Origin of the sequence: Flavobacterium lipolyticum, assembly GCF_020905335.1 — a bacterium.
GTDB lineage: Bacteria > Bacteroidota > Bacteroidia > Flavobacteriales > Flavobacteriaceae > Flavobacterium > Flavobacterium lipolyticum.
On the sequence record NZ_JAJJMN010000001.1, the window covers coordinates 2,109,313 to 2,133,804 of the forward strand.

20 protein-coding genes are annotated in these 24,492 nt (G+C 37.1%); 11 read left to right on the forward strand and 9 right to left on the reverse strand.

Going from position 1 to position 24,492, the window contains the following annotated elements; all coding sequences use genetic code 11:
- Positions 1-33: 33 nt before the first annotated feature.
- From LNQ34_RS09370 to LNQ34_RS09395, 6 genes are all read right to left on the reverse strand, one after another.
- Positions 34-1,593, reverse strand: coding sequence for a PepSY-associated TM helix domain-containing protein (locus tag LNQ34_RS09370; RefSeq protein WP_229999392.1), 1,560 nt, complete (start codon positions 1,591-1,593; stop codon positions 34-36).
- Between the two features lie 3 nt (positions 1,594-1,596).
- Entirely contained in the window at positions 1,597-1,899 is a 303-nt protein-coding gene (locus LNQ34_RS09375; RefSeq protein WP_229999394.1) for a hypothetical protein, read from the reverse strand.
- Positions 1,900-1,917: 18 nt separating this feature from the next.
- A complete protein-coding gene (locus LNQ34_RS09380) occupies positions 1,918-2,250 on the reverse strand; it encodes a hypothetical protein (protein ID WP_229999396.1) in 333 nt (110 codons plus the stop codon).
- Positions 2,251-2,308: 58 nt separating this feature from the next.
- The gene (locus LNQ34_RS09385; protein ID WP_229999397.1) at positions 2,309-4,774 is read right to left on the reverse strand and encodes a TonB-dependent receptor; all 2,466 of its coding nucleotides are present in this window, start codon (positions 4,772-4,774) and stop codon (positions 2,309-2,311) included.
- Positions 4,775-4,990: 216 nt separating this feature from the next.
- Positions 4,991-6,226, reverse strand: coding sequence for a 2-oxoglutarate dehydrogenase complex dihydrolipoyllysine-residue succinyltransferase (odhB, locus tag LNQ34_RS09390; RefSeq protein ID WP_017494618.1), 1,236 nt, complete (start codon positions 6,224-6,226; stop codon positions 4,991-4,993).
- 83 nt (positions 6,227-6,309) lie between these two features.
- Positions 6,310-9,084, reverse strand: a complete 2,775-nt coding sequence (locus tag LNQ34_RS09395; protein WP_202701610.1) for a 2-oxoglutarate dehydrogenase E1 component — start codon at positions 9,082-9,084, stop codon at positions 6,310-6,312.
- Positions 9,085-9,200: 116 nt separating this feature from the next.
- Here LNQ34_RS09395 and LNQ34_RS09400 point away from each other — a divergent pair, with 116 nt between their 5' ends.
- The 4 genes from LNQ34_RS09400 to LNQ34_RS09415 are packed head-to-tail and all read left to right on the forward strand — an operon-like array spanning position 9,201 to position 11,284.
- A complete protein-coding gene (locus tag LNQ34_RS09400; RefSeq protein WP_202701611.1) occupies positions 9,201-9,752 on the forward strand; it encodes a hypothetical protein in 552 nt (183 codons plus the stop codon).
- Positions 9,753-9,799: 47 nt separating this feature from the next.
- On the forward strand, positions 9,800-10,471 hold the full coding sequence (locus tag LNQ34_RS09405; protein ID WP_229999398.1) for a hypothetical protein: 672 nt from the start codon (positions 9,800-9,802) through the stop codon (positions 10,469-10,471).
- Positions 10,472-10,493: 22 nt separating this feature from the next.
- Complete coding sequence (locus tag LNQ34_RS09410) at positions 10,494-10,808, forward strand: DUF4149 domain-containing protein (RefSeq protein WP_229999399.1); 315 nt, start codon at positions 10,494-10,496, stop codon at positions 10,806-10,808.
- Between the two features lie 59 nt (positions 10,809-10,867).
- Complete coding sequence (locus LNQ34_RS09415) at positions 10,868-11,284, forward strand: ribonuclease E inhibitor RraB (protein WP_229999401.1); 417 nt, start codon at positions 10,868-10,870, stop codon at positions 11,282-11,284.
- A gap of 53 nt (positions 11,285-11,337) precedes the next feature.
- Here the strand turns inward: LNQ34_RS09415 and LNQ34_RS09420 are convergent, their stop codons facing one another.
- Together LNQ34_RS09420 and LNQ34_RS09425 are read right to left on the reverse strand one after the other, a co-directional pair.
- A complete protein-coding gene (locus LNQ34_RS09420; protein WP_202701613.1) occupies positions 11,338-11,691 on the reverse strand; it encodes a hypothetical protein in 354 nt (117 codons plus the stop codon).
- Positions 11,692-11,732: 41 nt separating this feature from the next.
- Positions 11,733-12,758, reverse strand: a complete 1,026-nt coding sequence (locus LNQ34_RS09425) for a LacI family DNA-binding transcriptional regulator (RefSeq protein ID WP_070906102.1) — start codon at positions 12,756-12,758, stop codon at positions 11,733-11,735.
- Positions 12,759-12,925: 167 nt separating this feature from the next.
- Here LNQ34_RS09425 and LNQ34_RS09430 point away from each other — a divergent pair, with 167 nt between their 5' ends.
- From LNQ34_RS09430 to LNQ34_RS09440, 3 genes are all read left to right on the forward strand, one after another.
- Positions 12,926-15,565 (forward strand): TonB-dependent receptor, encoded by a 2,640-nt coding sequence (locus LNQ34_RS09430; RefSeq protein WP_229999403.1) that lies wholly within the window; start codon positions 12,926-12,928, stop codon positions 15,563-15,565.
- A 132-nt stretch (positions 15,566-15,697) separates the two neighbouring features.
- Positions 15,698-16,918, forward strand: coding sequence for an MFS transporter (locus LNQ34_RS09435; protein ID WP_229999404.1), 1,221 nt, complete (start codon positions 15,698-15,700; stop codon positions 16,916-16,918).
- Positions 16,908-18,773 carry a trehalase family glycosidase gene (locus LNQ34_RS09440; RefSeq protein ID WP_229999406.1) on the forward strand — a complete coding sequence of 622 codons (1,866 nt, stop codon included), beginning with the start codon at positions 16,908-16,910 and terminating at the stop codon, positions 18,771-18,773. Before LNQ34_RS09435 ends, LNQ34_RS09440 begins: the two co-directional genes overlap by 11 nt.
- A 611-nt stretch (positions 18,774-19,384) precedes the next feature.
- Here the strand turns inward: LNQ34_RS09440 and LNQ34_RS09445 are convergent.
- On the reverse strand, positions 19,385-20,359 hold the full coding sequence (locus LNQ34_RS09445; protein WP_202701646.1) for a polyprenyl synthetase family protein: 975 nt from the start codon (positions 20,357-20,359) through the stop codon (positions 19,385-19,387).
- A gap of 374 nt (positions 20,360-20,733) precedes the next feature.
- On the opposite strand from LNQ34_RS09445, the gene LNQ34_RS09450 reads away from it, so the two are divergent.
- The 4 genes from LNQ34_RS09450 to LNQ34_RS09465 all read left to right on the forward strand — a co-directional run bounded on the left by LNQ34_RS09450 (position 20,734) and on the right by LNQ34_RS09465 (position 24,438).
- Complete coding sequence (locus LNQ34_RS09450) at positions 20,734-21,255, forward strand: YceI family protein (protein ID WP_017494629.1); 522 nt, start codon at positions 20,734-20,736, stop codon at positions 21,253-21,255.
- 108 nt (positions 21,256-21,363) lie between these two features.
- On the forward strand, positions 21,364-21,963 hold the full coding sequence (locus LNQ34_RS09455) for a TetR/AcrR family transcriptional regulator (protein ID WP_202701617.1): 600 nt from the start codon (positions 21,364-21,366) through the stop codon (positions 21,961-21,963).
- Positions 21,964-22,024: 61 nt separating this feature from the next.
- A complete protein-coding gene (locus tag LNQ34_RS09460; RefSeq protein WP_229999407.1) occupies positions 22,025-23,359 on the forward strand; it encodes a TolC family protein in 1,335 nt (444 codons plus the stop codon).
- 11 nt (positions 23,360-23,370) lie between these two features.
- Positions 23,371-24,438: an efflux RND transporter periplasmic adaptor subunit gene (locus LNQ34_RS09465; RefSeq protein ID WP_202701619.1), complete on the forward strand. Its 1,068-nt coding sequence runs from the start codon at positions 23,371-23,373 to the stop codon at positions 24,436-24,438.
- Positions 24,439-24,492: the final 54 nt, after the last annotated feature.

Consider the following 24,492-nt stretch of genomic DNA (forward strand, 5'->3'; position numbering starts at 1 on the left):
TACGCAAAATCAATGGGGAGCAAGTAATTTTATTTATTTTTTAGAAACGGCTTCGTTTTTAGGTTGTAATGAACAGGCGACATAAAGAGTTATGGAAGCCAGGAATATCCAAAAAATATCCACAAAGAAGACTTGAATTTTATTTTGCATGAAAGAGGTCCAAAACCAATTTCCGGAGACAATTCCGTTTGTAATTGGAATTAAAAAACCTAATATACTTCCTGAAATTAAGCAGTATTTGTTGGTAAAAGCGTCATTTTTTTTAAGGATGAAAAACACGGTAAGAATAAGCCATCCTATAAAGTAAACCATGTATAACTGATCCTGAGTGAGAGGGTGGAATATTTTGGCCGCAATAAAAGCAAAGGCCGTGATCGGGTACATGCTCAGGCATATGGCTAGGTAGATTCTAACAACTCCGGCATTAAAACGTCTTTTCTTTTCGGGTAAGTTGTTTTTTTGTCTGGCGACTAACCAAATCATAACGCCCGAAATGATGACAAAACAGGTAATTATACCTAGAACGAAACTTACAATTTTGAGAGCATAACCTCCATAATCACCAAAATGTATGCGATACAGAACGTTTTTTACCACGTCGAGATAGTTGTTTTGAGTAATCGGATTTTTTCGGGCCATTTCTTTTCCGTCCGCAATTCGATAGACAATCTTCCCAATTCCGGTGAATTTTTTATGACTTAACATTTGGCCTTCGACTAAAACGTGCATGTTGGCATCTCCATAATTCTGAATGAAAACACGAGTGATTTCAAAATCTTTCCAGCTGTTTTTTGTTTTCGCAACAAGCTGATCGATATTAAATGGTGCTGCTAATTTCTTATTGTCGAATTTGTATTCAGGATCCTTATATTCCAGTTCTTTGTATAATTTGTCCTGATCGCCTTTGTATAAAGCCATTACTGCCGGAGCCACAATTAAGAGTTTAATCATGAAAAAAGTTCCGGTTACAGCATATACAAATTGAAAAGGCAATCCAATCATTCCTAAGGCGGTGTGAGCATCTGTCCATAAGGTTTTTAGTTTTTCTTTTGGACGGAAGATGTAGAAGTTGGAAACGATTTTTTTCCAATGCAGTAAAAGCCCGGTTACGATGGCAAATAAAAAAAACAAGGCGGTGAAACCCGAAAGGTAATAACCGGCAGGATAAGGAATTTGTGCCAGGAAATGCAAGCGGTATAAAAATTCTCCTAAAGAATAAGAATCTTCGTAAGTAAAGGTTTTGAAGGTTTTGGTGTCAAGGTAGAAAAACGATCCTTCTTGTTGTTTTTTAGGGGCCAGGGTATCTTTTGTACCCTCCATATAAACAGCTACTCTTCGTTCCGTACTTGGTTTCGAAATGGTAATGTTTCTTCCGTGTAAGACGTATTCTTTGTCCAGTTTTTGTAAAGCTGAAGTATAGTCGAGCTGGATTTCTTTGGTTAAGGCAGTAGATTCATTTCTTTCCCAATTGATAATTTCATCTCTGAAGAAAGAAAAGGATCCTGCGAAAAAAATCACAAAAAGTACTACGCTAATCACAATTCCGCTAACGGTATGAGTATGAAAATAGATGTTGTAATTACGATTGTTCATGGATTATTTTGCTATTGGATTGTAGGTTTGACCCAGGTATATGAAAAGAGAGAAAATTAAAGTAATAAGGATGTAGATGCCCCATATTTTCCATCCGCTTTTGGCCAGAAAGGCAACGACCATCAGGGCTACCCAGAGGATGAATCCGCTAAAAGCCATGGTCATCAGTATATCGGCACGACTGAACCAGGCTGCTAAAGCCAAATGAAAGGTGACTGAAACAAAATAGCCGCCTAATATAGCAGCTGTAATTTTGGCAAATCTTTGCCATTTGGATTGGGTTAAATATTTTGGATTGGCCGGCATATTTTAAGTAGAAATGAATTAGTAGTAGTAAAATTCCAGTAGCGCTGCAAGGATAAAAAAACCGAGAATAGCAAAGCGGCTTATTTTTTTTAGAGGAGCCAGAATGATGATCAGACTTCCAATGGTCATGAGCTGAATAAAGAACATTAGGGTTCCGCAGCACAAGGACTGTGTAAGCAGCCAGAGCACATAAGCTAGTAAAAGAAGTCCCAGGCCTAAAAACTTAGTTGGTTTAGGATTGCTTTTCATCCATTTTTCGAAACCTAAATCATACGATAATGTGGCTCTTTTCGAGGTGTAGTACAGCGTGTAAAAAGCTAAAAAAACAATAAGACTTGCAATTGTGATCATGATTGACGAAATTTAAAAAACACCTTTCCTGTAAAGAAAGGTGTTTTTTTGATTTTTATTAGAATTTATAAGCGAAACTTGCCGCTACACTTCTCATATTTCTGGGATGAATCGTAGACCATCCATCATAAGTATCTGCATTTGCAATGTTATCCATCTTTAAGGTTAAAGTGAATTTCTCTGCAGCATAGAAAATAGAAGAGTTTAATACGGTATATTCAGGAATCGTAAACGCTCCGGTCGTTTTTCTGTTCATGATTTTGTTATCACCCACATAATTTCCTCCAAAACCTAATCCGAAACCTTGTAGCGGTCCTTCCAAAAATTTGTAGCTGGCCCAAAGATTCGCTAAATTTCTTGCTCCTGCGCTTTCCGGTCTGAAGTTTACAAATTCAGGATCACCTGCGGTAAGTACTGCATCATTGTAGCTGTATCCAAATACAATATTTAAACCGGCAACAGGGTTAGAAACGATTTCAGCTTCGAAACCTTTGTTTCTCTGGCCTCCATTTTGGTAAGAAGTAGAGTTTGTAGCATCGGTTCTGATGCTGTAAACCTGATCGGTAACTTTGATATCATAGTAACTGAAAGTGGCGTAAAGTTTGTCTTTGAAAAGATTCAGTTTAGTACCAACTTCAAATTGATTAGCATGTTCCGGGTTGTAAATTCTTGGAGTTCCCACACCTGCAATCAGGTCTTCTCCGGGAGCAACGTTTGAAAATCCATCCATATAATTGACAAAAACAGAAACTTTGTCCAAAATCGGCTGATACACTAATCCGAATTTAGGAGAAAAAGCAGTTTGATTGTATCCTCCGTTGTCGGCGTTCATAAAACGGTCTACACGTACACTTGCCATGGCTGACAATGCAGGGGTAAAATTGATGACATCCGAAACATAAATACTGTATACTTCCTGTTTTGTTTTGTTGTTGTTTGTTTTTGCTTTTGCTAAAAGAGCATCAGTTCCGGCTTTGGATAAATTTCCGTTATCACCGGTTGTAATGTATTTTGCAGGATCGGTAATTTTGAAGACCTCTTCGTTAACCCTTTTCAAACTGGCATTACCAATGTATACATCTCCATTTGCAACATATCCGGTACTGTTGTTTATCAATGAGGTGTTGAAGTAATCAAAACCTGCAACAATTCTGTTTCTTAAGGTTCCTATTTTAAAATCGCCTATGAAATTCTGTTGAATATCAGTAGTTAAAGTTGTCGAATTTTGATAGTTTAAAGAACGACCCAATACTATTCCTTCGGAAATAGTGGGTATTGATTTCGTTTTTTCGTACAGATAGGTGTAGTAGCCTTCAGACTTTGTTGATCCTCTGGAAACCACTGTTTGAGAAGTCCATTCGTTATTAAACTTGTAAATCATCTGTCCTTGCAGATTGTATGAAGGTGTTTCTATAGTAAGCTGGTTACTGGTATAAGAACGTTTGTTGTCATAGCCCAGTTCTTTCATATTGTGAACTCTTAAAGCAGTACCTCTGTCTAAAAACAACATGGTTGGATTGGTCGCTTTATTGTTCATGAATTCAGTATTAACAAAGAACGAAAGTTTATCGTTTACTTCGTAAGACAGAGAAGGGGCAAAAAAGAATGATTTTTTAAATCCTGCATCCTGAAAACTATTTTCAGTGTGATAAGCAGAATTGATGCGCAGGTTTATTTTGTGCTCGTCGTCTAATGGGGTGTTAACGTCGGCAGTAACTCTGTTTAATCCGTAACTTGCAGTAGTGTAGCTTATTTCTCCTCCGAAATGATCGTAAGGTCTTTTGGTTGTAATATTGATTAATCCTCCGTAGGAAATAAGGCTGCTTCCAAACAAGGTTCCTGATGGTCCTTTGATTACTTCGATTCTGTCGATATTGGCAGGATCAAGACTTCCGTTTGTTAGTCCCGGTAATCCGTTAATCATAGTAGGCTGAACAGCAAAACCTCTTAGAGAAAAGTAGCCAGCACCATCATTTCCACGTCCTGTAGAAGCCCAAAGTGTGGTTAATCCCGGTGCGTTTTTAAGAGCATCGTCGATATTGGTTACGACTTGTTCTTTTAACAATTCGCCTGTAATAGTAGAATAAACTTGCGGGTTTTCAAGATTTTTAAGAGGTAATCTTGATACTTGCTGGTTTTCTTTGCGGGCTAATGGATTCTTTTTTCCGTGACCGTTGATTACAATTTCGTCCAGTTGTTCAGAATTGGAACTGATCGTGAAATCTTCAATTATTTCGTCTCCGCCATTAAGAGAAACACTTTTTTCTTTTGAAGAATGCCCAACCGCAGAAACTTTAATCACATAGTTTCCCGGTTTGATGTTTTTAATTTCGTAAAAACCTCTGCTGTCTGTATTGGTTCCTATTTTGGTCCCTTTTAAGATAATGGTCACATTATCTGCGGCCTGATTGTTACTAAGGCTAATTTGTCCTTTTATGCTTGCTCTTTGCTGTGCCCAAATGGTTGGAGATGCAAGCAGTGCAAAGAGAAAAGCCAAAAATGTTGTTGTGTATTTGGTTTTCATTATTATTTAGAATTGATTTTAATAGTGCAAATTTAAGTGCAGAATACAAATCAAACAAACTATTCTTATTTATTCTAAATAAACTAATTTTTAAAAGGCAAAACTTTTTATTGTGCAATTTTTTAACATTTTAAGCGGATTTTAAGTCAATATTAAGAAAAAAAACCTGCTTCAGTTAAGGAGCAGGTTTTGTATGATTGTTGAAAAGTATTACAATTACAATTCTAAAGCGCGTTTAGCATCTCCATTCATTAATAACTCTAATGGATTTTCCAGGGCTTCTTTTACAGCTACTAAGAAACCAACTGACTCACGTCCGTCGATGATTCTGTGGTCGTAAGAAAGTGCAACGTACATCATTGGGTGAATTTCCACTTTACCGTTTACAGCAATTGGACGCTCGATGATGTTGTGCATTCCTAAGATTCCTGACTGAGGAGGGTTGATGATTGGAGTACTCAACATACTTCCGAAAACTCCACCGTTAGTAATAGTGAAAGTTCCTCCTGTCATGTCGTCAACGGTAATTTGACCGTCACGTGCTCTAAGCGCTAATCTTTTGATTTCAGCCTCGATTCCACGGAAAGTTAATAATTCAGCGTTACGAACTACTGGTACCATTAATCCTTTTGGTCCTGAAACTGCGATTGAGATGTCGGCAAAATCGTAAGCAATTTTGTAGTCACCATCCATCATAGAGTTAACATCAGGGTATAATTCTAAAGCTCTTGTAACTGCTTTTGTAAAGAATGACATGAATCCTAAACCTAAACCACCATGTTTTGCTTTGAAAGCATCTTTGTATTCGTTACGAATTTGGTTGATTGGTGTCATGTTTACTTCGTTGAAAGTAGTAAGCATAGCTGTTTCGTTTTTAGCCGAAACTAATCTCTCTGCTACTTTACGACGCAACATAGATAATTTTGTACGCTCAGTTCCACGGCTTCCTCCTGTTGGAGTTCCCATTGAAGGTACAGCGTTTACAGCGTCATCTTTAGTGATTCTTCCACCTTTACCAGTTCCTGAAACTGAAGCCGGAGCAATGTTTTTCTCGTCTAATATTTTTCTTGCTGCCGGAGATGGAGTTCCTGCTGCGTAACTTGTTGCTGCCGGAGCCTGAACCGGAGCAGCTTTTGGTGCTTCAGCTTTTACTTCAGCTTTTGGTGCTTCTGCCTTTGGAGCTTCAGCAGCCGGCGCAGATCCTGATGGTTTAGCTGCGTCAGTATCGATTAAACAAACTACAGCACCTACCGCTACTGTATCACCTTCTTCCGCTTTAAGCGTAATAACTCCGCTCATTTCAGCAGGAAGTTCAAGAGTAGCTTTGTCTGAATCAACTTCAGCAATAGCCTGATCTTTTTCTACATAATCGCCGTCTTTTACTAACCAAGTTGCGATTTCAACTTCTTTTATAGATTCCCCTGGTGAAGGGACTTTCATTTCTAGAATCATCTTATTTCTTTGTTTAAAGTTTATTTTGTTTAAAGTTTCAGGTTTTGTAGGGGCCTGAAACTTTAAACTTGAAACATTGTTTTTTATCTGAATAAATTTTTATCGAATACCATTCTGATAGCATCGGCGTGACGACGTTTTGAACGTGTGTAACTTCCTGATGCCGGAGCAGAGTAAGCTTTCAATGAAGCTAATCTCCATTTCACAAGGTCAAAGTTCATCAACATAAAGCTGTAAGCTCCCATGTTTTTAGGCTCTTCCTGTGCCCAAACGTAATCGTCAGCATTTGGATATTGTGCGATGATTTCTTTGATTTGCTCTACAGGGAAAGGGAATAATTGCTCGATACGAACCACTGCAACATCATTTCTTCCGTTGTTTTCTCTTTCAGCGACAATGTCGTAGTAGAATTTACCGGTACAGAATACTAAAGATTTTACGTCTTTTTTGTTTACTGTAGTATCGTCGATTGTTTCCTGGAAGCTTCCGTTTGCTAATTCCTCAACAGTAGATACGCATCTTGGATCACGTAATAAACTTTTTGGAGAGAAAACTACCAATGGTTTACGGAATTTCGTTTTCATTTGTCTTCTGATCAAGTGGAAGAAGTTAGCCGGTGTTGTACAATCGGCAACATACATATTGTGTCTTGCACAAAGTTGTAAGTAACGTTCCATTCTTGCAGAAGAGTGTTCAGCTCCCTGACCTTCATATCCGTGAGGCAATAATAAAACAATACCGTTTTGGTTGTTCCATTTGTCTTCTCCACAAGAAATATACTGGTCAATCATGATTTGGGCTCCGTTAGAGAAATCTCCAAACTGTGCTTCCCAAATAGTTAAAGCATTTGGATTCGCTAAGGCATATCCATAATCAAAACCAAGAACACCATATTCAGATAAAAGCGAGTTGAAAACACCGAATTTTCCTTTTTTGTTCGCTATAGTGTCCAGTAAAATAACTTCTTCTTCAGAATCTTCCACTTTAACTACCGCATGACGGTGAGAGAATGTACCACGCTCTACGTCCTGACCGGAAATACGAATGTCAAATCCTTCTGTTAAAAGTGAACCGTAAGCCAATGCTTCCGCAGTTCCCCAATCCAAAGTGTTGTTGTCGTATCCAACTTTTCTGTCAGTAACAATTTTAGTGATCTTGTTGATGAATTTCTTGTCTGCCGGTAATGTCGAGATTGTATTGATGATAGAATCCAGTTCCTTCTTGTCAAAAGTAGTATCTGTTTTTTCTAACATTTGCGTATCTGTTACCTGAACAAATCCATTCCATTCGTTTTGCATGAATGGAGTTATAATCGTCAAATCTTTTTTACGGGAAGCTTCTAAGTTTTCCTCTAAAGCAGATTTGTATTCTTTTTCTAAAGCATTTACATAAGAAGCATCGATTATGCCGTCAGACAATAATTTCTCTGCATAAATATCTCTTGGATTTTTATGTTTAGCGATGATTTTATATAAAACCGGTTGTGTAAAACGAGGCTCATCACCTTCGTTATGACCGTATTTTCTGTATCCTAATAAGTCAATAAATACATCACGTCCAAACTGCATTCTATAATCTAATGCAAAAGATACGGCATGTACCACAGCTTCAGCATCATCAGCATTTACGTGTAATACCGGTGAAAGTGTTACTTTGGCAACATCTGTACAGTATGTAGACGAACGTGCATCTAAATAGTTAGTGGTAAAACCAACCTGATTGTTGATAACGATATGAATTGTACCACCTGTTTTGTAACCGTCAAGTTGAGCCATTTGAATGATCTCATACAAGATTCCCTGACCTGCGATTGCAGCATCTCCGTGAACGGCAATAGGTAGTACTTTAGAGAAATCGTTCGGGTAGTATTTGTCCTGTTTTGCTCTTGTGATTCCTTCAATTACTGCTCCAACCGTTTCTAAGTGAGAAGGGTTTGGTGCTAAATTGATATTGATGTTTTTTCCTGTTCTTGTTTTTTTGTCGGCAGTAAGACCTAAGTGGTATTTTACGTCACCATCAAAATATTCCTGATCGTAATCTTTACCGTCAAACTCACCAAAAATATCCTGAGTTGATTTTCCGAAGATGTTAGCCAAAACGTTCAAACGACCACGGTGAGCCATTCCCATTACGAATTGTTCAACACCTTTTTCAGCAGCCTGCTCGATCAAGGCATCCAAAGCCGGGATGATAGATTCTCCACCTTCTAATGAGAAACGTTTTTGTCCTACATATTTAGTATGCAGGAAGTTCTCGAAAGATACAGCCTGGTTTAATTTATTTAAGATTGTTTTCTTTTCGTCAGAAGAGAAGTTTGGCTGGTTTACGTTTACAGCCAGTTTGTCCTGGATCCATTTTACAACGCCGGGATTTCTGATGTACATGTATTCGATACCAATGTGCTGGCAGTAAATAGTCTGAAGACGTGTAACAATATCCTGTAGTGTAGAAGGCGCTACTCCGATTGCCTGAGCAGCATCAAAAACTGTTGAAAGATCAGCAGTTGTTAATCCGAAATTTTCAATGTCTAAAGTTGGAGACGATGTTCTGCGATCACGAACTGGGTTTGTTTTAGTAAACAAGTGCCCGCGAGTACGGTAAGCATCGATTAATTTTAGGACATTGAATTCTTTTTGTAATTTATCAGAAACTAAACTACAATCTACGTTGTCGTTTGTTACGTATTCAACGATTCGTTGAACCGGATTTTCGTCATTATAAGTCGTTTGTCCAAAATCGAAACCTTGAAAAAAACTTCTCCAGCTTGGCTCAACGCTATCTGGGTTTACTAAATACTGATCATATAATTGTGCGAAAAACTCTGTATGCGCTGCATTTAAAAATGAAAACCTATCCATAATATGAGTGAATATACTTTTTGTTAAATAGAATCGCAAAAGTACAACAATCACATTTATTTAAATCTTTTTTTTACGTACTTTTACGTAAAAATTTGTTAAAAATAGACTCTACTATGGATAAAAATCAAATTTCAATCGTTTTCAAAACTTTTTTTGTGATTTTGGCTGTCTCATTTTCGAGTTCTGCTTTTGCACAACAAAAATATGTCATAGACAACAGCAATCATTTTTGGGAGAAAGTTCAGTTTGGAGGAGGTCTTGGTTTAGGAATTGGTTCCGGATATACGGACATTTCGGTTTCACCAAGTGCCATATATAATGTAAACGAAATAGTGGCGGTTGGTGTTGGATTGCAATTTGGTTATTTGTCTTCTAAAAATTATTATAGTTCTTTTGTTTATGGCGGAAGCCTGGTTGGACTCGTGAATCCGATTCCTGAAATTCAGCTGTCAGCAGAATTGGAACAGGTTCGTATCAATACAGACTATAAATCAACGGCCTATCGACCAAGTTATTCTGATGATTATTGGAATACCGCCTTATATCTTGGTGCGGGTTACCGAACCGGAAGTGTTACTATTGGAGCACGTTATGATGTTTTGTATGATAAAAATACCAGTCTCTACGGATCAGGGTTTATGCCTTTTGTGAGAGTTTATTTTTAGAGGTGCTAAGGTTCTGAGATGCTAAGATGCTAAGTTTTTTTGAAGATATGAATAATACGATACGTTATACCTCTAGTGAAATTTTCGAAATATTTAAAGAACAACATAGACTTTGCAGTCCTCTTGATCTGGAGACAGATGAATCTTTTGTATTAAAAACAAATACAGTAATTAAAGACTGGAGAAGAGCGCGAGATTTAGTGAAGTGGGATAAGCTTGCTGAATTTTTAAACAAAGAATTTAGAATTAATGAAACCTCAGAAAAATGGGATTCTATTTTAAATCCAGAGAAGAAAAAAACGTTGGGTGATCTCTGTGATTTTTTATCTACAACTGCAGAAAAAGAAATTATAAATCCAATTAAGATTTTAGGTAATGAGTGTTTATCTGCAGCAACGTTTATCGTTTTAAAAAGAAACTTAAAAGATAAAGGTGTTGATGTTGCAGCTTTAAGACCTTCAACAAAAATCAAAGATTTTCTAGACGTCTATGAAAATTTTTCCCCTCTTATGGAAGAAGTCACTTTAACAGGTGTTAGGGTTTTTGATAAATTAGAATATGAAAAACAAAAACCACAACGACGATATAAATATTGGATAGATCAAATATTGCCAATTTATATGTACAAGAAAAGTAGTGTTACAACTGGAGAAATTGAAACATTTCGAGATTTGATTCAAAAAATAGTCGAAAATAAAAAATTAGGAGAGACGGTATAAAAACCTTAGAACCTCTTTTTAAATGAATTATTATACATATTGGTCTATTTCGGACTTGCCATCTAACACAAGATCCTTTGATGTCTTTTTTTGGGTTGCAATTGTTTCTCTTATTCTTTGGATTTTGATTAAAAAGTTCAAAAGAAAAAATAATGATTATGAAAAGTTGATGCTATTATGGTCAGTTGGTGCCGTTTTTAGTTTATTAGTAATCATGTTTTTCTATTTGAAATTATATACAACTGATACAAGGGAAGCACGTTATGATGTTTTGTATGATAAAAATACAAGTCTTTACGGATCAGGGTTTATGCCTTTTGTGAGAGTTTATTTTTAGAGGTGCTGAGATGCTAAGATGCTAAGTTTTTAATTCATTATCATAATTACAGTTCTTAAATGAAAAAATATTTTGCTCTTCTTTTTGGAATTCTTCTTGGAAGTTCGTCCTGTCAACAAAAAGAAACAAAAAACGTTGATGTTAAAAAACAAGCTCAAATAGATGCAAATCTTGGAGTGATAAATTCTTTGAGTAATGCTGGTGATAAGCTAACTGCTTCAAGAGAAGTTTTTCACTGGATTTATTTCAAAGATGAAAAACAAAGAAATAATTATTTGACAGAAGTTAGTAAGAAAGGATTTGAACTAGTGAGTTCAGATAAAATTAATGATGAGTTTCCATATCAATTACAAATAAAAAGGATTGACAAAGTTGATGAAAATAGTGTAAATGATTATGTAATCTATCTATGGGAAAAGGCAATTGAATATAATGGAGATTACGATGGATGGGAAACAAGTATAGAAAAAACTTAGAATCTCAGAAACTTAGAGTCTCAGCACCTTAGTATCTCAGTACTTTAGCCCCTCTACTTATAATAATTCCTAAACCAAACCTTCTGCCATTCTCTTTTTAAAATCAAAAAGGAGACCTGCTCGGCTAAGATTACCAAATCAGAACCGTCGAGTTTTTTGATTTCATCTTCAGAAACATCGATGATATAAAGCAGATTGAGGTACTCCGCAAATTTGTACTGAATCATTCTATAGATTTTCTCGTGAAGTTGAATTTTTAGTTCTTCGGGAGAAATGCTCATTGGAAAATCTATTCCTTCGTTGGCCAAATTAAAGTCTTTGTTAATTTGCTCAATCAAACTTAAATATAGATTTTCGCTTTCGGCATCAGCCAATAAAATGTCGGTATTTGCAGGGATTGGAAACATTGAGGCTTTTTAAGAATTGACGCAAAGTTAAAACTAAAAAATCATTTTACGGTTGATTCTCTTTCAATGATTCTTGTAGGAAGTTCAATAATTTGATGCGTCACCGGCCGATGCTCTTTCAGGTCGGCAATTTCATCGATTAAAAGCGAAACGGCCTGATGGCCCATTTCAAAGCCGGGTTGGTCAATTGTGGTTAATTTAGGTGATATAACCGTGCTCATAAACCAATTGCTGAACCCAAAAACCGCTACCTGTTCCGGTGTTTTGATTCCCGCTTCATTAAAGTATTTGATAATTCCGATGGCTACCAGATCGGTGATGGCAAAAATGGCGTCTATATCGGGGTGTTCCGTCATTATTTTTTGAGCATTTTCGTAACCGTCTTCAAAATCGGTATTGTTATCACACACATAAACTAGTTTGGAATCGTATTCAATTCCATGTGCTTCCAAAGCTCTTTTGTATCCTAAGAATCTGTCGATGGAGTTTTGAGGAACGTACGAACCCCTGAAATGTGCGATCTTTTTGAATCCTTTATTAATGAGGTAAGAAACAGCGTCGAATGCCGCTTTGGCATCATTGATCACGACTTTGGAACAATCGACTCTTTTGGCAATTTTATCAAATAAAACAACAGGCGTGTTTTTGCGGATGGCTTCATTAATATGAGTAAAGTCATCCGTTTCATTAGAGAGTGACATTAAAACCCCGTCAACTCGTTTTTGAATTAATAAGGCCAGCTGTTTTTTCTCCAGTTCGTATTTTTCGTTGGATTGTAATATAATGACAAGATAACCTCTTTTTTCGGCTTCTTCGAGGATACCATTTAGGACACTGGAGAAGAAATGATGCACGGTAGCCGGAATGATTACACCTATTGTTTTGGTTTCATTGGTTCTTAGGTTTACCGCAACCGAATTGGGCATGTAATTCATGGTTTCGGCCATTTCGATCACGCGGGCACGTGTAGACTTACTAATGTCGGTATAGCCTTTTAATGCCTTTGAAACCGTGGTAACCGAAATTCCCAATGCCGAGGCTATATCTATTAATTTGGTGTCATTCATGAAATAAAAGTACTAAAAAATAAAGTGTATTAATAAAAAATTAACTTCCGAAAACGTTTTAGGGGATTTCGAAAACGTTTTCGATTTAGAATTCTTAAATTAGAGTTAATTCCTTGAGTAAGTTTACATTTCATAAATGAAAGATTTACTAACTAAACCAAAAAAACATGAAACAGCAACATTCTTATTTAAGCATAGTATTTTTGATATGGTGCTTAATCTCTGTTCCGAACCATTTGTTTGCACAGCATAAAAATACCGTTTCCGGAAAGGTACTCGATGAGAGCGGCCAAACGATTCCGGGAGCCAATGTTTCGCTTAAAGGAACAGATAAAAATACGATTACAGATGAAAACGGAAGGTTCGTATTTTCCAATATTCCCGCAGGAGATTATACCATTGTAGCGACCAATGTTGGCTATAAAACCTTTGGAAAACAAATCACTGTAAAAGAAGGAGAATCTCTAGAGGTTAATTTACTTCTCGAAGGGGAATCACAAAGTTTGAAAGAAGTGGTCGTAACAGGATCTTCAAGTCCGAGGTCTAAATTAGAATCCAGTGTGGCCATTACCACCATGGGAGCTAAGGCTATCGAAGACAGGGCACCGGCAAGTACAGCTGCTTTATTGCAAACGATTCCCGGATTTGTGGTAGAAGCTTCAGGGGGAGAAATTGGAAACAACCTTTTTGCAAGAGGAATTCCGTCTGCCGGAGCCTATGAGTATGTACAGATTCAGGAAGACGGATTGCCGGTTTTTGAAGATGGCGCGCTGCAATTTGCGAATGCTGATACTTTTTACAGATTAGACGAAACCGTGAGCAAAATGGAAGCAGTTCGCGGGGGCTCAGCATCTATTTTTGCTAATAATGCGCCGGGAGGAATCATCAATTTTATTTCGAAGACAGGACAGAATGACTTTCAGGGAAGAGCTAAATTCTCGACTTCAGATTACGGAATGTTCCGTACCGACCTTAATTTATCGGGGGCTTTAATTCAGGACAAATTGTTCTTTAACGTTGGAGGTTTTTACAGAGCCGATAATGGGGTAAGAAATACCGGTTTTACTGCCAATAAAGGAGGACAAATCAAAGGGAATATTACCTATAAATTTGATGATAACGATTATTTGAGAATTAACTTCAAACATCTGGATGACAGAAATGCGTTCTATTTGCCAATTCCATTAAAAAGTAATAATGGTAAAATAGAAGGAATTCCGGGCTTTAATCCAAATTACGGAACCTTGACGTCAGTAAATTTCAGCCGTTTAAATGTACCGCAATACGGTGGGGGAACTTTTACGGCAGATTTGGAAGATGGATCTCATCCGATCATCAACTCGATTGGTGCGGAATTTAAAAAGAAGATATCGGAGAAAGTGACGTTTAAGAATGCATTCAAACAAACCAATATCAATTTGAATTACAATGCTATTTTTCCAAATGGAGGTCCGTGGACACAAGATGCTTATGCAACAGGGGTTCAGAATACAACAGCCAGTAATCTGACCTATTCTTATGTAGATAATGGAGCAACTCTTGATCCGAATGCTTTAATTATGAGAGCAGATCTTTGGCACATCGAGAAAAAGATGAACAATTTTGCCAACAATTTCTCTTTTGCGTTTGATTTAGATCCTGTAAAACTGACTGCGGGTTACTATTATTCCAACTGGAAATCGAATCAATACTGGAACTGGAATTCTTATTTAGTGGGAGTTTCAGACAATCCGAGATTGTTAAATGTAAAAGACAATACATCAGGTGTAAATCATACCTGGAACGGGGTGGAGAGAATTACTTGGTTAGAAAGAGACGCACAAACCAAAGGAGTTTTGAATGATGTTTATGCCGATGCTGAAATTAAAGCGACAGACAAGCTGACTTTCAATGCCGGTTTACGATACAATAAGGACAAGTATTCCGGTTACCGAGACAATGCGAGATTTTTTGCAGAGAACCTGGGAGTTTTAAACAACAATACAGCGGATGATAAGGTAACAACGGTAAAAGGAAATCCGTATACGTATTGGAGATATGATGTGAGCGAATGGTCGTATACCGCTGCCGGAAACTACAAATTCAATGACAATATGGCTTCGTATGTACGTTACAGCCACGGTTTCAGATCGCCTATTGAAGAGTCCTTTTATGATAATGCAGCCGATTTGAGCAAGCTGGAAAACACCGAAGTAAATCAGTTTGAGTTGGGGTATAAATATTCTAATTCTTTCTTCAATGTAAATGCCAACCTGTTTCATATGAATTTGAAAAATGTTGCCTTTACGGATATTTTATCGGATGGAACTTCTGAGAATAAATTCGCCGATGTAAACAATATTGGTCTTGAAGTAGAAACCAATGCCAGATATAAAATGGTAAAAATGAACTTTACGTTTACGGTTCAAAAACCGGAGTATGATAATTTTACGGGTACCAATGCTGACGGATCGACTTTTAATTTTAACGGAAACACAGCCAGGAGAATACCTAAGTTTTTCTGTAACTTAAGACCGGAAGTTGATATTACAAAAGATTTTACAGCTTATGTGCAGTTCTCTTATTATGATAAAAAATTCACGAATCAGGACAATAAACAAGTTTTGCCGGCTTATAAAGAAGTAGGGGCGGGATTAAATTATACCTATCATAATCTTCGTTTTGCGGTTGATGCTTCAAACTTGTTCAATGAAATAGGTTTAACCGAAGGTGATCCAAGACAAACTACGTCAGCCGCAAGTGATGTTTTTATGGCAAGACCAATTTTAGGACGCGCCTTTAGATTTTCGGTGGCGATTAACTTTTAAGAGATGTGGGAGGTGAAATGTAAGATGTGAGGTGTAGAGTATGTTCGAAACCTGAAACCTGAAACCTGAAACCTGAAACCTGAAACCTGAAACCTGAAACATTTCAACGATTAAAAGACAAACCAATAAAAAATGAAAAACATAGGAATTAAAATCTCTCTTTACCTCAATTATTTTGTCTTCGCTATTCTCCTGAATAGCGTGGGCATTGTGATTTTGAAATCGCAGAAAAATTATGGAGTAGATGAAGTTCAGGCGAGTATTTTAGAAGCGTTTAAGGACATGCCTATTGCGATTGTTTCCTTTTTTATAGCCTCTTTTTTGCCCAGAATCGGCTATCGAAAATCCATGCTGATTGGTTTGGGTTTGGTTACTCTGGCTTGTATTTCCATGTATTTTGGAAATTCATTTGACAATGCTAAAATTCTCTTTGCAACAGTTGGAGTTTCGTTTGCCTTGATTAAAGTTTCGGTTTATTCCTTAATTGGTACTGTTACCGAAACCAAAAAGGAACACAATGCCTTGATGAGCAGTATTGAAGGTTTTTTTATGGTTGGAATTGCACTGGCTTATTTTCTGTTTCCGGCTTTTAATAAGGAAGAAGACCCCAATTCGTGGCTAAATGTGTATTGGTTTCTGGCCGGATTGTCGTTGCTGTCGTTTCTGTTTTTGTGCTTTGTGAAGTTTGAAGAAACCGAAGTCGCCGCAGGAGCAGATCTCAAAGACGATTTCATGCAAATGTTCCGTTTAATGGCGAAATTGCTAACGGTTGTTTTTGTAATCAGTGTCTTTTTGTTTGTAATGATTGAACAGGGAATCCTTTCGTGGTTGCCTACATTCAATACAAAAGTGCTGCATTTGCCTGAAAATATAAGCATTATGATGGCTAGTATTTTGGCTATTTCACTGGCAGCCGGAAGGATGATTGCCGGAATTGTAACTAAAAAAGTGGGCTGGCTCTGGGTGCTAAGTTTCTGTATTCTTTCAGCCATGCTGATTGTAGTTTTTGTACTTCCAAAAACCGTTGGATTGGAAGTGAAAAGCATCAATACCCTGGCAGACATACCTTTAATTGGTTTCGCATTTCCTTTAATCGGATTGTTTATTGCACCAATTTATCCGTTGTTAAATTCGATTGTATTGAGTGCTCTGCCTAAAAATCTGCAAAGTTCGATGACAGGATTAATTGTGATTTTTTCGGCTCTTGGCGGAACATTAGGCTCCAGAATAACAGGTTGGCTGTTTAAAAATGAAGGACCGGAAAAGGCATTTTATTTTACATTAATTCCAATGTCTTTATTATTAGTGTCTTTTTTTATTCTTAAAAAAATAACTGCAAAAGATGAAATTTAAACTACATATATCCCAAACTATCGAAAAACTATTGGCTCAGGAAGATACTGACGGCGATAAAAAAATAACGATTGATGATCATGGTCCGAAGCGATTTTTACTGAATGGTGAAGAGGGAAATTCAATCCTTATTGAAGGAACCTACCAGCTTTCAAACTTATTGCAGGAACTGGCTTTGGCTAAAAAAGAAAATACGGAATTTGCCGAAATCAGTCTCGATCAAATTGTAGAGGATCCTGTAAAAAGAATCTCCGGAAAAATAAAAAACCTGTATTGGAAAGGGTTAACACGTACGATTGATGCCAATGGTGTCAAAAAAATACTGGAAGACAATAAAATAGAAAATGCTATTTCGTATTTGTATGTTCCTTTTGGAGATGAAATCGTTTTTGATTATTTCAAAAAACTGGAAGCCGTAACTCCAAAGTTAAAAGTGGTACAAATGCCGAAACATATTTCACCGGAGTATGTCATGTCGCTCAATCAAAAACCGGGCATATTGGCTTTGGCACTTCAAATTAAAAACAATGAAATTTCGGGAGTTCCTTTTGTAGTTCCCGGCGGAAGGTTTAATGAAATGTATGGCTGGGACAGTTATTTTATTGCCAAAGGACTTTTGATAGATGATAAAATAGAGTTGGCTCTGGGAATTGCAGAGAATTTTAAATACCAGATTGATCATTACGGAAAAATACTAAATGCGAACCGGAGTTATTATTTAACCCGTACGCAGCCTCCGCTTTATACGTCATTGATTATCGATGTTTTGGAAAAATCGAATCCGGATATTTTCTGGATCGAAAGACATTTAAAAACGGCCATTAAAGAATATCTGACGGTTTGGATGGAAGAAGGCAAAAGACTAACCGCTAATGGGTTGAATCGGTATAAAGCTGAAGGAATTGGACTGCCATTTGAAGTAGAGGAGGGGCATTTTGATGATATTCTGGAGCAATACGCACCGAAATACAATCTGTCTACCCGTGAATTCGAAAAAAAATATCTGGAAAGAGAAGTGGTCGATGTCGAACTGGATAAGTATTTTATTCACGACCGAAGCATGCGCGAAAGTGGTCATGACACGACCAACAGACTGGTTGGAATTTGTGCCAATTTAAATACCGTTGCGATAAATAGTCTGCTTTACAAATACGAAACGGATATTGCCTTTTTGATTAGGAAGTATTTTAAAAACGAATTTCAATATTTTGAAGACCAGTCTTTTTCAACCGAATATTGGCTTGCGAAAGCAGCTTCAAGAAAGGAAAAAATCAATCAATTGTGCTGGAATTCAGAATATGGATGTTATCTGGATTATAATTTTGTAAATGAAGAGCAGCATTTTTTTGAGGCTGCAACTACTTTTTACCCGCTTTGGGCCAAAATAAGCACACCCAAACAAGCAGACATTCTGGTAAAAAAGACCCTTCCAAAATTTAAAATGAAAGGCGGAATTGCTGGAAGTACCAAAGAATCCATTGCAGCTATAGACGAAAATGCACCAGTGCGTCAATGGGATTATCCGTTTGGATGGGCACCGCATCAAATGCTTTTGTGGGAAGGTTTGCTGAATTATAATTTTAATGAAGAAGCACAGGAAATGGTATACCGCTGGCTTTGGCTGATTACCAGAAATGCAGTGGATTATAACGGAACCATTCCGGAAAAGTTTGATTTATCGATCAGCTCGCATAAAATCTTTGCAGAATATGGAAACGTTGGAACCGAATTTGATTTTATCCCCGAAGAAGGTTTTGGATGGATGAATGCTTCGTACCAGTATGGTTTAACCATTTTGGAAGAAGATTTAAAACAAAAATTATCGGACTTGGTTGATCCGGATGTACTTTTTTAGTTAAAAGGGGGGGCTTCGACTTCGCTCAGCCGGACACAACGTTATCATTTAAATTATTGTGTCCGGCTGAGCGAAGTCGTGTGATAGGCTTAACGAAGTCAACTGTCCGGCTGAGCGAAGTCAACTGTCCGGCTGAGCAAAGTCGAGTGATATGCTCAGCGAAGTCAATTGTCTGGTTGAGCGAAGTCGAGTGATAGGCTTAACGAAGTCAAATGTCAGGCTGAGCGAAGTCGAATGTCAGGCTGAGCGAAGTCAATTGTCCGGTTGAGCGAAGTCGAGTGATAGGCTTAACGAAGTCAAATGTCAGGCTGAGCGAAGTCGAATGATAGGCTAAGCGAAGTCGAATGTCAGGCTGAGCGAAGTCGAGTGATAGGCTTAACGAAGTCAAATGTCATGCTGAGCAAAGTCAACTGTCCGGCTGAGCAAAGTCGAGTGATAGGCTCAGCGAAGTCAATTGTCCGGTTGAGCAAAGTCGAGTGATAGGCTCAGCGAAGTCAACTGTCAGGCTGAGCGAAGTCGAGTGATAGGCTTAACGAAGTCAAATGTCAGGCTGAGCGAAGTCGAATGATAGGCTAAGCGAAGTCGAATGTCAGGCTGAGCGAAGTCGAAGCCTAGACCTTTCTCCCCATTAAGTTCTCCCCAAAAGTACGCAGGATATTTTTCTTTTCAGCGTTAAGATCCATTTGATCCAGCGTTTCAAAAGCTTTAAACGTATACATTTCAATGGCATCCTGAGTGGCTTTTGAAGCACCGGATTCATTGAAAATTGCTTTTACAGTAGCTATTTTAGCGGTATTGTCTTCTAATTGTAAACGGAATAATTGCTCTAACTCTGAAGCTTTTTCAGGAGAAGAAAATTCTCTTGCTTTGAGGTATAAATACGTTTTTTTGTTTTCGATAATGTCTCCTCCAACTTGTTTTCCGAAAGTTTCCGGATCTCCAAAAGCATCCAGATAATCATCCTGAAGCTGGAAAGCAAGACCTAAATTCAATCCGAAATCATAAATTAAATCACCTTCTTTTTCAGATGTTTTGGCTACGATAGCTCCCATTTTCATGGCAGCAGCAACCAGAACGGCCGTTTTATATTCGATCATTTTTAGGTATTCCGGAATCGTAACATCATTTCTTTGTTCAAAGTCAACGTCCCATTGTTGCCCTTCACAAACTTCAAGAGCCGTTTTGCTGAATAGTTTTGCTAAGTTTCTGAAAACAATCGGTTCGTATTGTTCAAAATACTGATACGCCAGAATAAGCATGGCATCACCGGACAAAATTCCGGTGTTGAGGTCCCATTTTTCATGAACAGTTTCCTGTCCTCTTCTCAAAGGCGCATCATCCATAATATCGTCATGTACAAGCGAGAAATTATGAAAAACTTCCACAGCCATTGCAGCCGGAAGTGCTGTTGTATATGGGGTATTAAAAACTTCTGCAGCCATCAAAGTAAGTACGGGACGGATTCGTTTTCCGCCGAGGCCCAGAATGTATTCAATGGGTGCGTAAAGATTTTGGGGTTCTTTATGTATGCTTTGGGTTTTTAAATAATGAATAAAAAAATCCTGGTACTGACTAATATTATGCATAAAATGAAATTCTGATTTGCGAGGTCCAAAGATACGATTCATTATGAATTATTGCGTTTTTAAAATTTTAAAAGATGGTGGAGGAATTAGATAGTGGAGGTAATTTGATAATTTGATAGTGGGTTTTTGGTGTAAGTGCGGGAGGCTTCAACTTCGTTCAGGCTGACATTCACATTGTGATTGTGTTTGTCGGCCTGAGCGGAGTCGAAGGCGGTTTTGGGCTTGTTTTAAAATTATTTTCAAAAAAACTTGGAAACTTTTTTGGTATTCAGAGTTTCCTGTTTATATTTGCACCGTTAAATGGAAACTTAGAACACTAAAAAAGTTTCCGCGAAGAATTGAGAAATTTATAACCTCAGTAAAAACAGTAATTTATGAAAACAACATGGACCTTAGATTCTAGCCAATCAGATGTTTTGATTAAAATGAGACATTCGATTATTGCTTACATGGGAGGAACTACAAATAAATTTGGTGGTTATGTGAATATTGAAGACAATGAAGTAGAAGATGCATCGGTTGAGTTTTCGCTTGACATTAACAACAAGATTGATAATTTTCAGCAAATTGATACTTATTTACAACTTCAGGATTTGTTTGATGTAAACGAACATCCGATTATTAGTTTCAAATCGACTTCGTTTCAAAAAGTAAACAACAATATTAATTTCTTCAAGGGCGACTTAACGATTAAAGATGTTACCAAAGTAGTGGAACTTGATGCCGAGTTTATAGGAGTTAATACATACAATGGTGAGAAGAAAGTTGCTTTTGAAATCAAAGGAGATATTAAGCGTCAGGATTTTGGTTTAGATTACAATTCGTTCAGTCATAATGGAGGTTTGGCTTTAGGAAAAGACATTAAGCTTATTGCAAATTTAGAGTTTAGCATATAAATCTTAGAGAATGAAGTAAATTAATGTAAAATTATTACAAATAGTACGGAAACTATTTTCGTGAATTTAGTTTCCTCAGTATATTTGTAATACAATTTGAAAATTAAAATGAAAGAGAAAATCATATCAAAAGCAAGCGAGTTGTTTTTAAAACTTGGTTTTAAAAGTGTTACAATGGATGATATTGCAGGAGAAATGTGTATTTCGAAAAAAACGATCTACAAATATTTCTGTAATAAAGAAGTATTGATTGAAGAGAGCACATCATTAGTTCACAAACAGGTACATGAAATAATTGATACGATTGTGGCGAAAGATTATAATGCGATCCATGAGAATTTTGAAATCAGAGAAATGTTTAGAAATATGTTTAAGAATAATACAGATACTTCTCCTATTTATCAATTGAAAAGACACTATCCGGAAATTTACCAAAACATACTTTCGCACGAAATCGATCAGTGCAACCGTTATTTTGGAGTCAATATTGAAAAAGGAATCCGTGAAGGATTGTATCGTACGGATATCAATATACCAGTGTATGTGAAATTTTATTACACCTTAATTTTTCATATCAACGAAACTACTGTTTCAGAAAGTGAAGCACAAAAAATAGAACTGGAGGCACTGGAATATCACACCAGAGCTATGGCAACAGAAAAAGGAATAGTGGAATTGGAAAAGCAACTTAAGAAAATCAAAGTATAATCATCAATCAATAATAGTATGATTTTTTAAATCATCAACACAAACAAATATCTAGCAGCATATGAAACGAATAGTTCTCTTTTTTTTGTGTACAATAGGTCTGTCGGCCAGTGCACAAGTCACACGTTTAACCTTAAAAGACGCGCTTACTTATGCGCTTCAAAATAAAGCCGATGCTAAAAAGGCGAAACTTCAGGTTGAAAACAGTGAATACAAAATACAGGAAATACGCTCAAGAGCTTTGCCTCAAATTTCGGCAAATGGAAATTTAACACACAATCCGATCATTCAGACTACCGTAATTGATGGTGCAGGATTTGGTGCACCGGGGACTACGATTCAGGCAGCATTTGGTCAGAAATGGGTTTCGACTGCCGGAGTTTCTTTAACACAGACCATTTTTGATCAGTCTGTTTTTACAGGATTAAGAGCGGCAAGATCTACCCGTGAGTTCTATCAGATCAACGATCAGTTAACAGAAGAGCAGGTTATTGAAAGAGTAGCCAATAACTACTATTCTGTTTACGTACAAAAAGAGAGACTTACTTTATTAGACAGTAATTATGTGAATACTACTAAAGTTCGTGATATCGTAAAAGGACAGTTTGACAATGGTCTGGCTAAAAAGATTGATTTAGATCGTATCATCGTAAAAATGTCAAACATTGATACAGAACGTCAGCAAATCAAAAATCAGATTACGTTACAGGAAAACGCTTTGAAGTTTTATATGGGAATGCCAATTGAAACTCAAATTGATTTGCCAAAAGAAGAGTTTGAAGTGGTACCTGCTGCCTTAACAGAACAGCCAAATGCTGCAAACAGAACAGAGTACCTGCTTTTGAAAAAACAACAGGAACTTTTAGTATTCAATAAAAAAGCGGTTGAAGCAGGATATTATCCAACACTTTCCTTAACTGCTGGGTATAACTATATTGGTCAGGGGCCTCAAATGCCCTGGTTTGCAAAACCTTCTCAGGGAGTGTACTGGTCCGATTTCTCTGCAATTGCCTTAAACTTACATGTGCCGATTTTTACAGGTTTCGGAACTCGTGCAAAAGTAAGACAGGCCGATGTTGAGCTAAGATCACTTGAGGAAGATATCAAGGATACCAAACTTTCACTTGATCTGGACTATAAAAATGCGATGGCACAAATCGATAACAACCTTGTGACGATCACCAATCAAAAAGAAAATATGCGCTTAGCGACAGAAATCTTAAGCAATACAAAAAACAATTACCTTCAGGGATTGGCCTCTTTAACAGACTTGTTAGATGCAGAAAATGCCTCTCTTGAAGCACAAAATAATTATACCAGAGCAGTTTTAAATTATAAAATTGCCGAAGTAGCATTAATCAAATCAAAAGGCGAACTTAAAACTCTTATTAAATAACTAGAAGTACAATGAAGAAAACTATTATAACAATCGTAATCATAATCGCGTCTCTGGGCGTGATTGGATATATCTTAAATAAAAATAAGAAAGAGAACAAGGAAAAGACAGATATCGTAGCAGAAAAGAATGCTGCAGTTTCAGTAAAAGTATCTCCGGTTAAAACAGAAGAAGTTTCACTTGATTTCGTAGCAAACGGAAACTTCCAACCCACCCAGCAATTGACATTCTCTGCTGAGAAATCAGGAAAAGTAATCAGTGTTCTGGCTAAAGAAGGAGACTACGTAAGAGTGGGGCAAACTTTATTAACAATGAGAGGAGATGTTATCAATGTTGATGCTCAGACTGCAGAAGCGGCTTATCAAAATGCAAAATCAGATTACATCAGATATGAAAATGCTTTTAAAACCGGAGGAGTTACCAAGCAGCAGGTAGACCAGGCAAAACTGGCTTTAACTAATGCACAGTCGCATTTGACACAAGCAAAAATCAATGTTGGTGATACCAGAGTAAAAGCTCCAATTAGCGGTTTTATCAATAAAAAATACATCGAGCCGGGATCTATCTTAACCGGAATGCCTGCAACAGCATTGTTTGATATTGTTAACGTTTCTAAATTAAAATTAGTAGTTACCGTAAACGAAAATCAGGTAGCGAGTTTAAAAACAGGAGATCATATTAACGTAACAGCAAGTGTTTATCCGGATAAAAACTTCTCTGGAAAAATTACTTTCATTGCTGCAAAAGCGGATGAATCTTTGAACTTCCCGGTTGAAATCGAAATTACAAATAACGTAAACAACGACCTGAAAGCTGGTATGTACGGAACTGCAAACTTTGCATCGAAACAACAAAAACAACACCTTATGGTTGTACCTAGAAATGCATTCGTAGGAAGTGTGAGCAGTAACCAAATTTTCGTAGTAGAAAAAGGTATTGCAAAATTAAGAAAAGTAACTGCCGGAAGAATTTTGGGTGATAAAGTAGAAATCATCAACGGATTAACTGATGGAGAAACTGTAATTGTAACGGGTCAAATCAACCTGCAAGACGGTAACACAGTAGAAATTATTAAATAATTATTGGCTTTAAGCCTTAAGCAATACGCTTTAAGCCGTTTAACAAGAGCCTAA

Excerpts from the sequence above, each read along its gene's own strand:
- LNQ34_RS09420 (WP_202701613.1), bottom strand. The coding sequence starts at position 11,691 with ATGTTTCCAATCCCTGCAAATACCGACATTTTATTGGCTGATGCCGAA.
- LNQ34_RS09440 (WP_229999406.1), top strand. The coding sequence starts at position 16,908 with ATGAAATTTAAACTACATATATCCCAAACTATCGAAAAACTATTGGCT.
- LNQ34_RS09425 (WP_070906102.1), bottom strand. The coding sequence starts at position 12,758 with ATGAATGACACCAAATTAATAGATATAGCCTCGGCATTGGGAATTTCG.
- LNQ34_RS09410 (WP_229999399.1), top strand. The coding sequence starts at position 10,494 with ATGAATTATTATACATATTGGTCTATTTCGGACTTGCCATCTAACACA.
- LNQ34_RS09460 (WP_229999407.1), top strand. The coding sequence starts at position 22,025 with ATGAAACGAATAGTTCTCTTTTTTTTGTGTACAATAGGTCTGTCGGCC.
- LNQ34_RS09430 (WP_229999403.1), top strand. The coding sequence starts at position 12,926 with ATGAAACAGCAACATTCTTATTTAAGCATAGTATTTTTGATATGGTGC.
- LNQ34_RS09375 (WP_229999394.1), bottom strand. The coding sequence starts at position 1,899 with ATGCCGGCCAATCCAAAATATTTAACCCAATCCAAATGGCAAAGATTT.
- LNQ34_RS09405 (WP_229999398.1), top strand. The coding sequence starts at position 9,800 with ATGAATAATACGATACGTTATACCTCTAGTGAAATTTTCGAAATATTT.
- LNQ34_RS09395 (WP_202701610.1), bottom strand. The coding sequence starts at position 9,084 with ATGGATAGGTTTTCATTTTTAAATGCAGCGCATACAGAGTTTTTCGCA.
- LNQ34_RS09445 (WP_202701646.1), bottom strand. The coding sequence starts at position 20,359 with ATGCATAATATTAGTCAGTACCAGGATTTTTTTATTCATTATTTAAAA.
- LNQ34_RS09400 (WP_202701611.1), top strand. The coding sequence starts at position 9,201 with ATGGATAAAAATCAAATTTCAATCGTTTTCAAAACTTTTTTTGTGATT.
- odhB (WP_017494618.1), bottom strand. The coding sequence starts at position 6,226 with ATGATTCTAGAAATGAAAGTCCCTTCACCAGGGGAATCTATAAAAGAA.
- LNQ34_RS09380 (WP_229999396.1), bottom strand. The coding sequence starts at position 2,250 with ATGATCACAATTGCAAGTCTTATTGTTTTTTTAGCTTTTTACACGCTG.
- LNQ34_RS09450 (WP_017494629.1), top strand. The coding sequence starts at position 20,734 with ATGAAAACAACATGGACCTTAGATTCTAGCCAATCAGATGTTTTGATT.
- LNQ34_RS09370 (WP_229999392.1), bottom strand. The coding sequence starts at position 1,593 with ATGAACAATCGTAATTACAACATCTATTTTCATACTCATACCGTTAGC.
- LNQ34_RS09455 (WP_202701617.1), top strand. The coding sequence starts at position 21,364 with ATGAAAGAGAAAATCATATCAAAAGCAAGCGAGTTGTTTTTAAAACTT.
- LNQ34_RS09385 (WP_229999397.1), bottom strand. The coding sequence starts at position 4,774 with ATGAAAACCAAATACACAACAACATTTTTGGCTTTTCTCTTTGCACTG.
- LNQ34_RS09415 (WP_229999401.1), top strand. The coding sequence starts at position 10,868 with ATGAAAAAATATTTTGCTCTTCTTTTTGGAATTCTTCTTGGAAGTTCG.
- LNQ34_RS09435 (WP_229999404.1), top strand. The coding sequence starts at position 15,698 with ATGAAAAACATAGGAATTAAAATCTCTCTTTACCTCAATTATTTTGTC.
- LNQ34_RS09465 (WP_202701619.1), top strand. The coding sequence starts at position 23,371 with ATGAAGAAAACTATTATAACAATCGTAATCATAATCGCGTCTCTGGGC.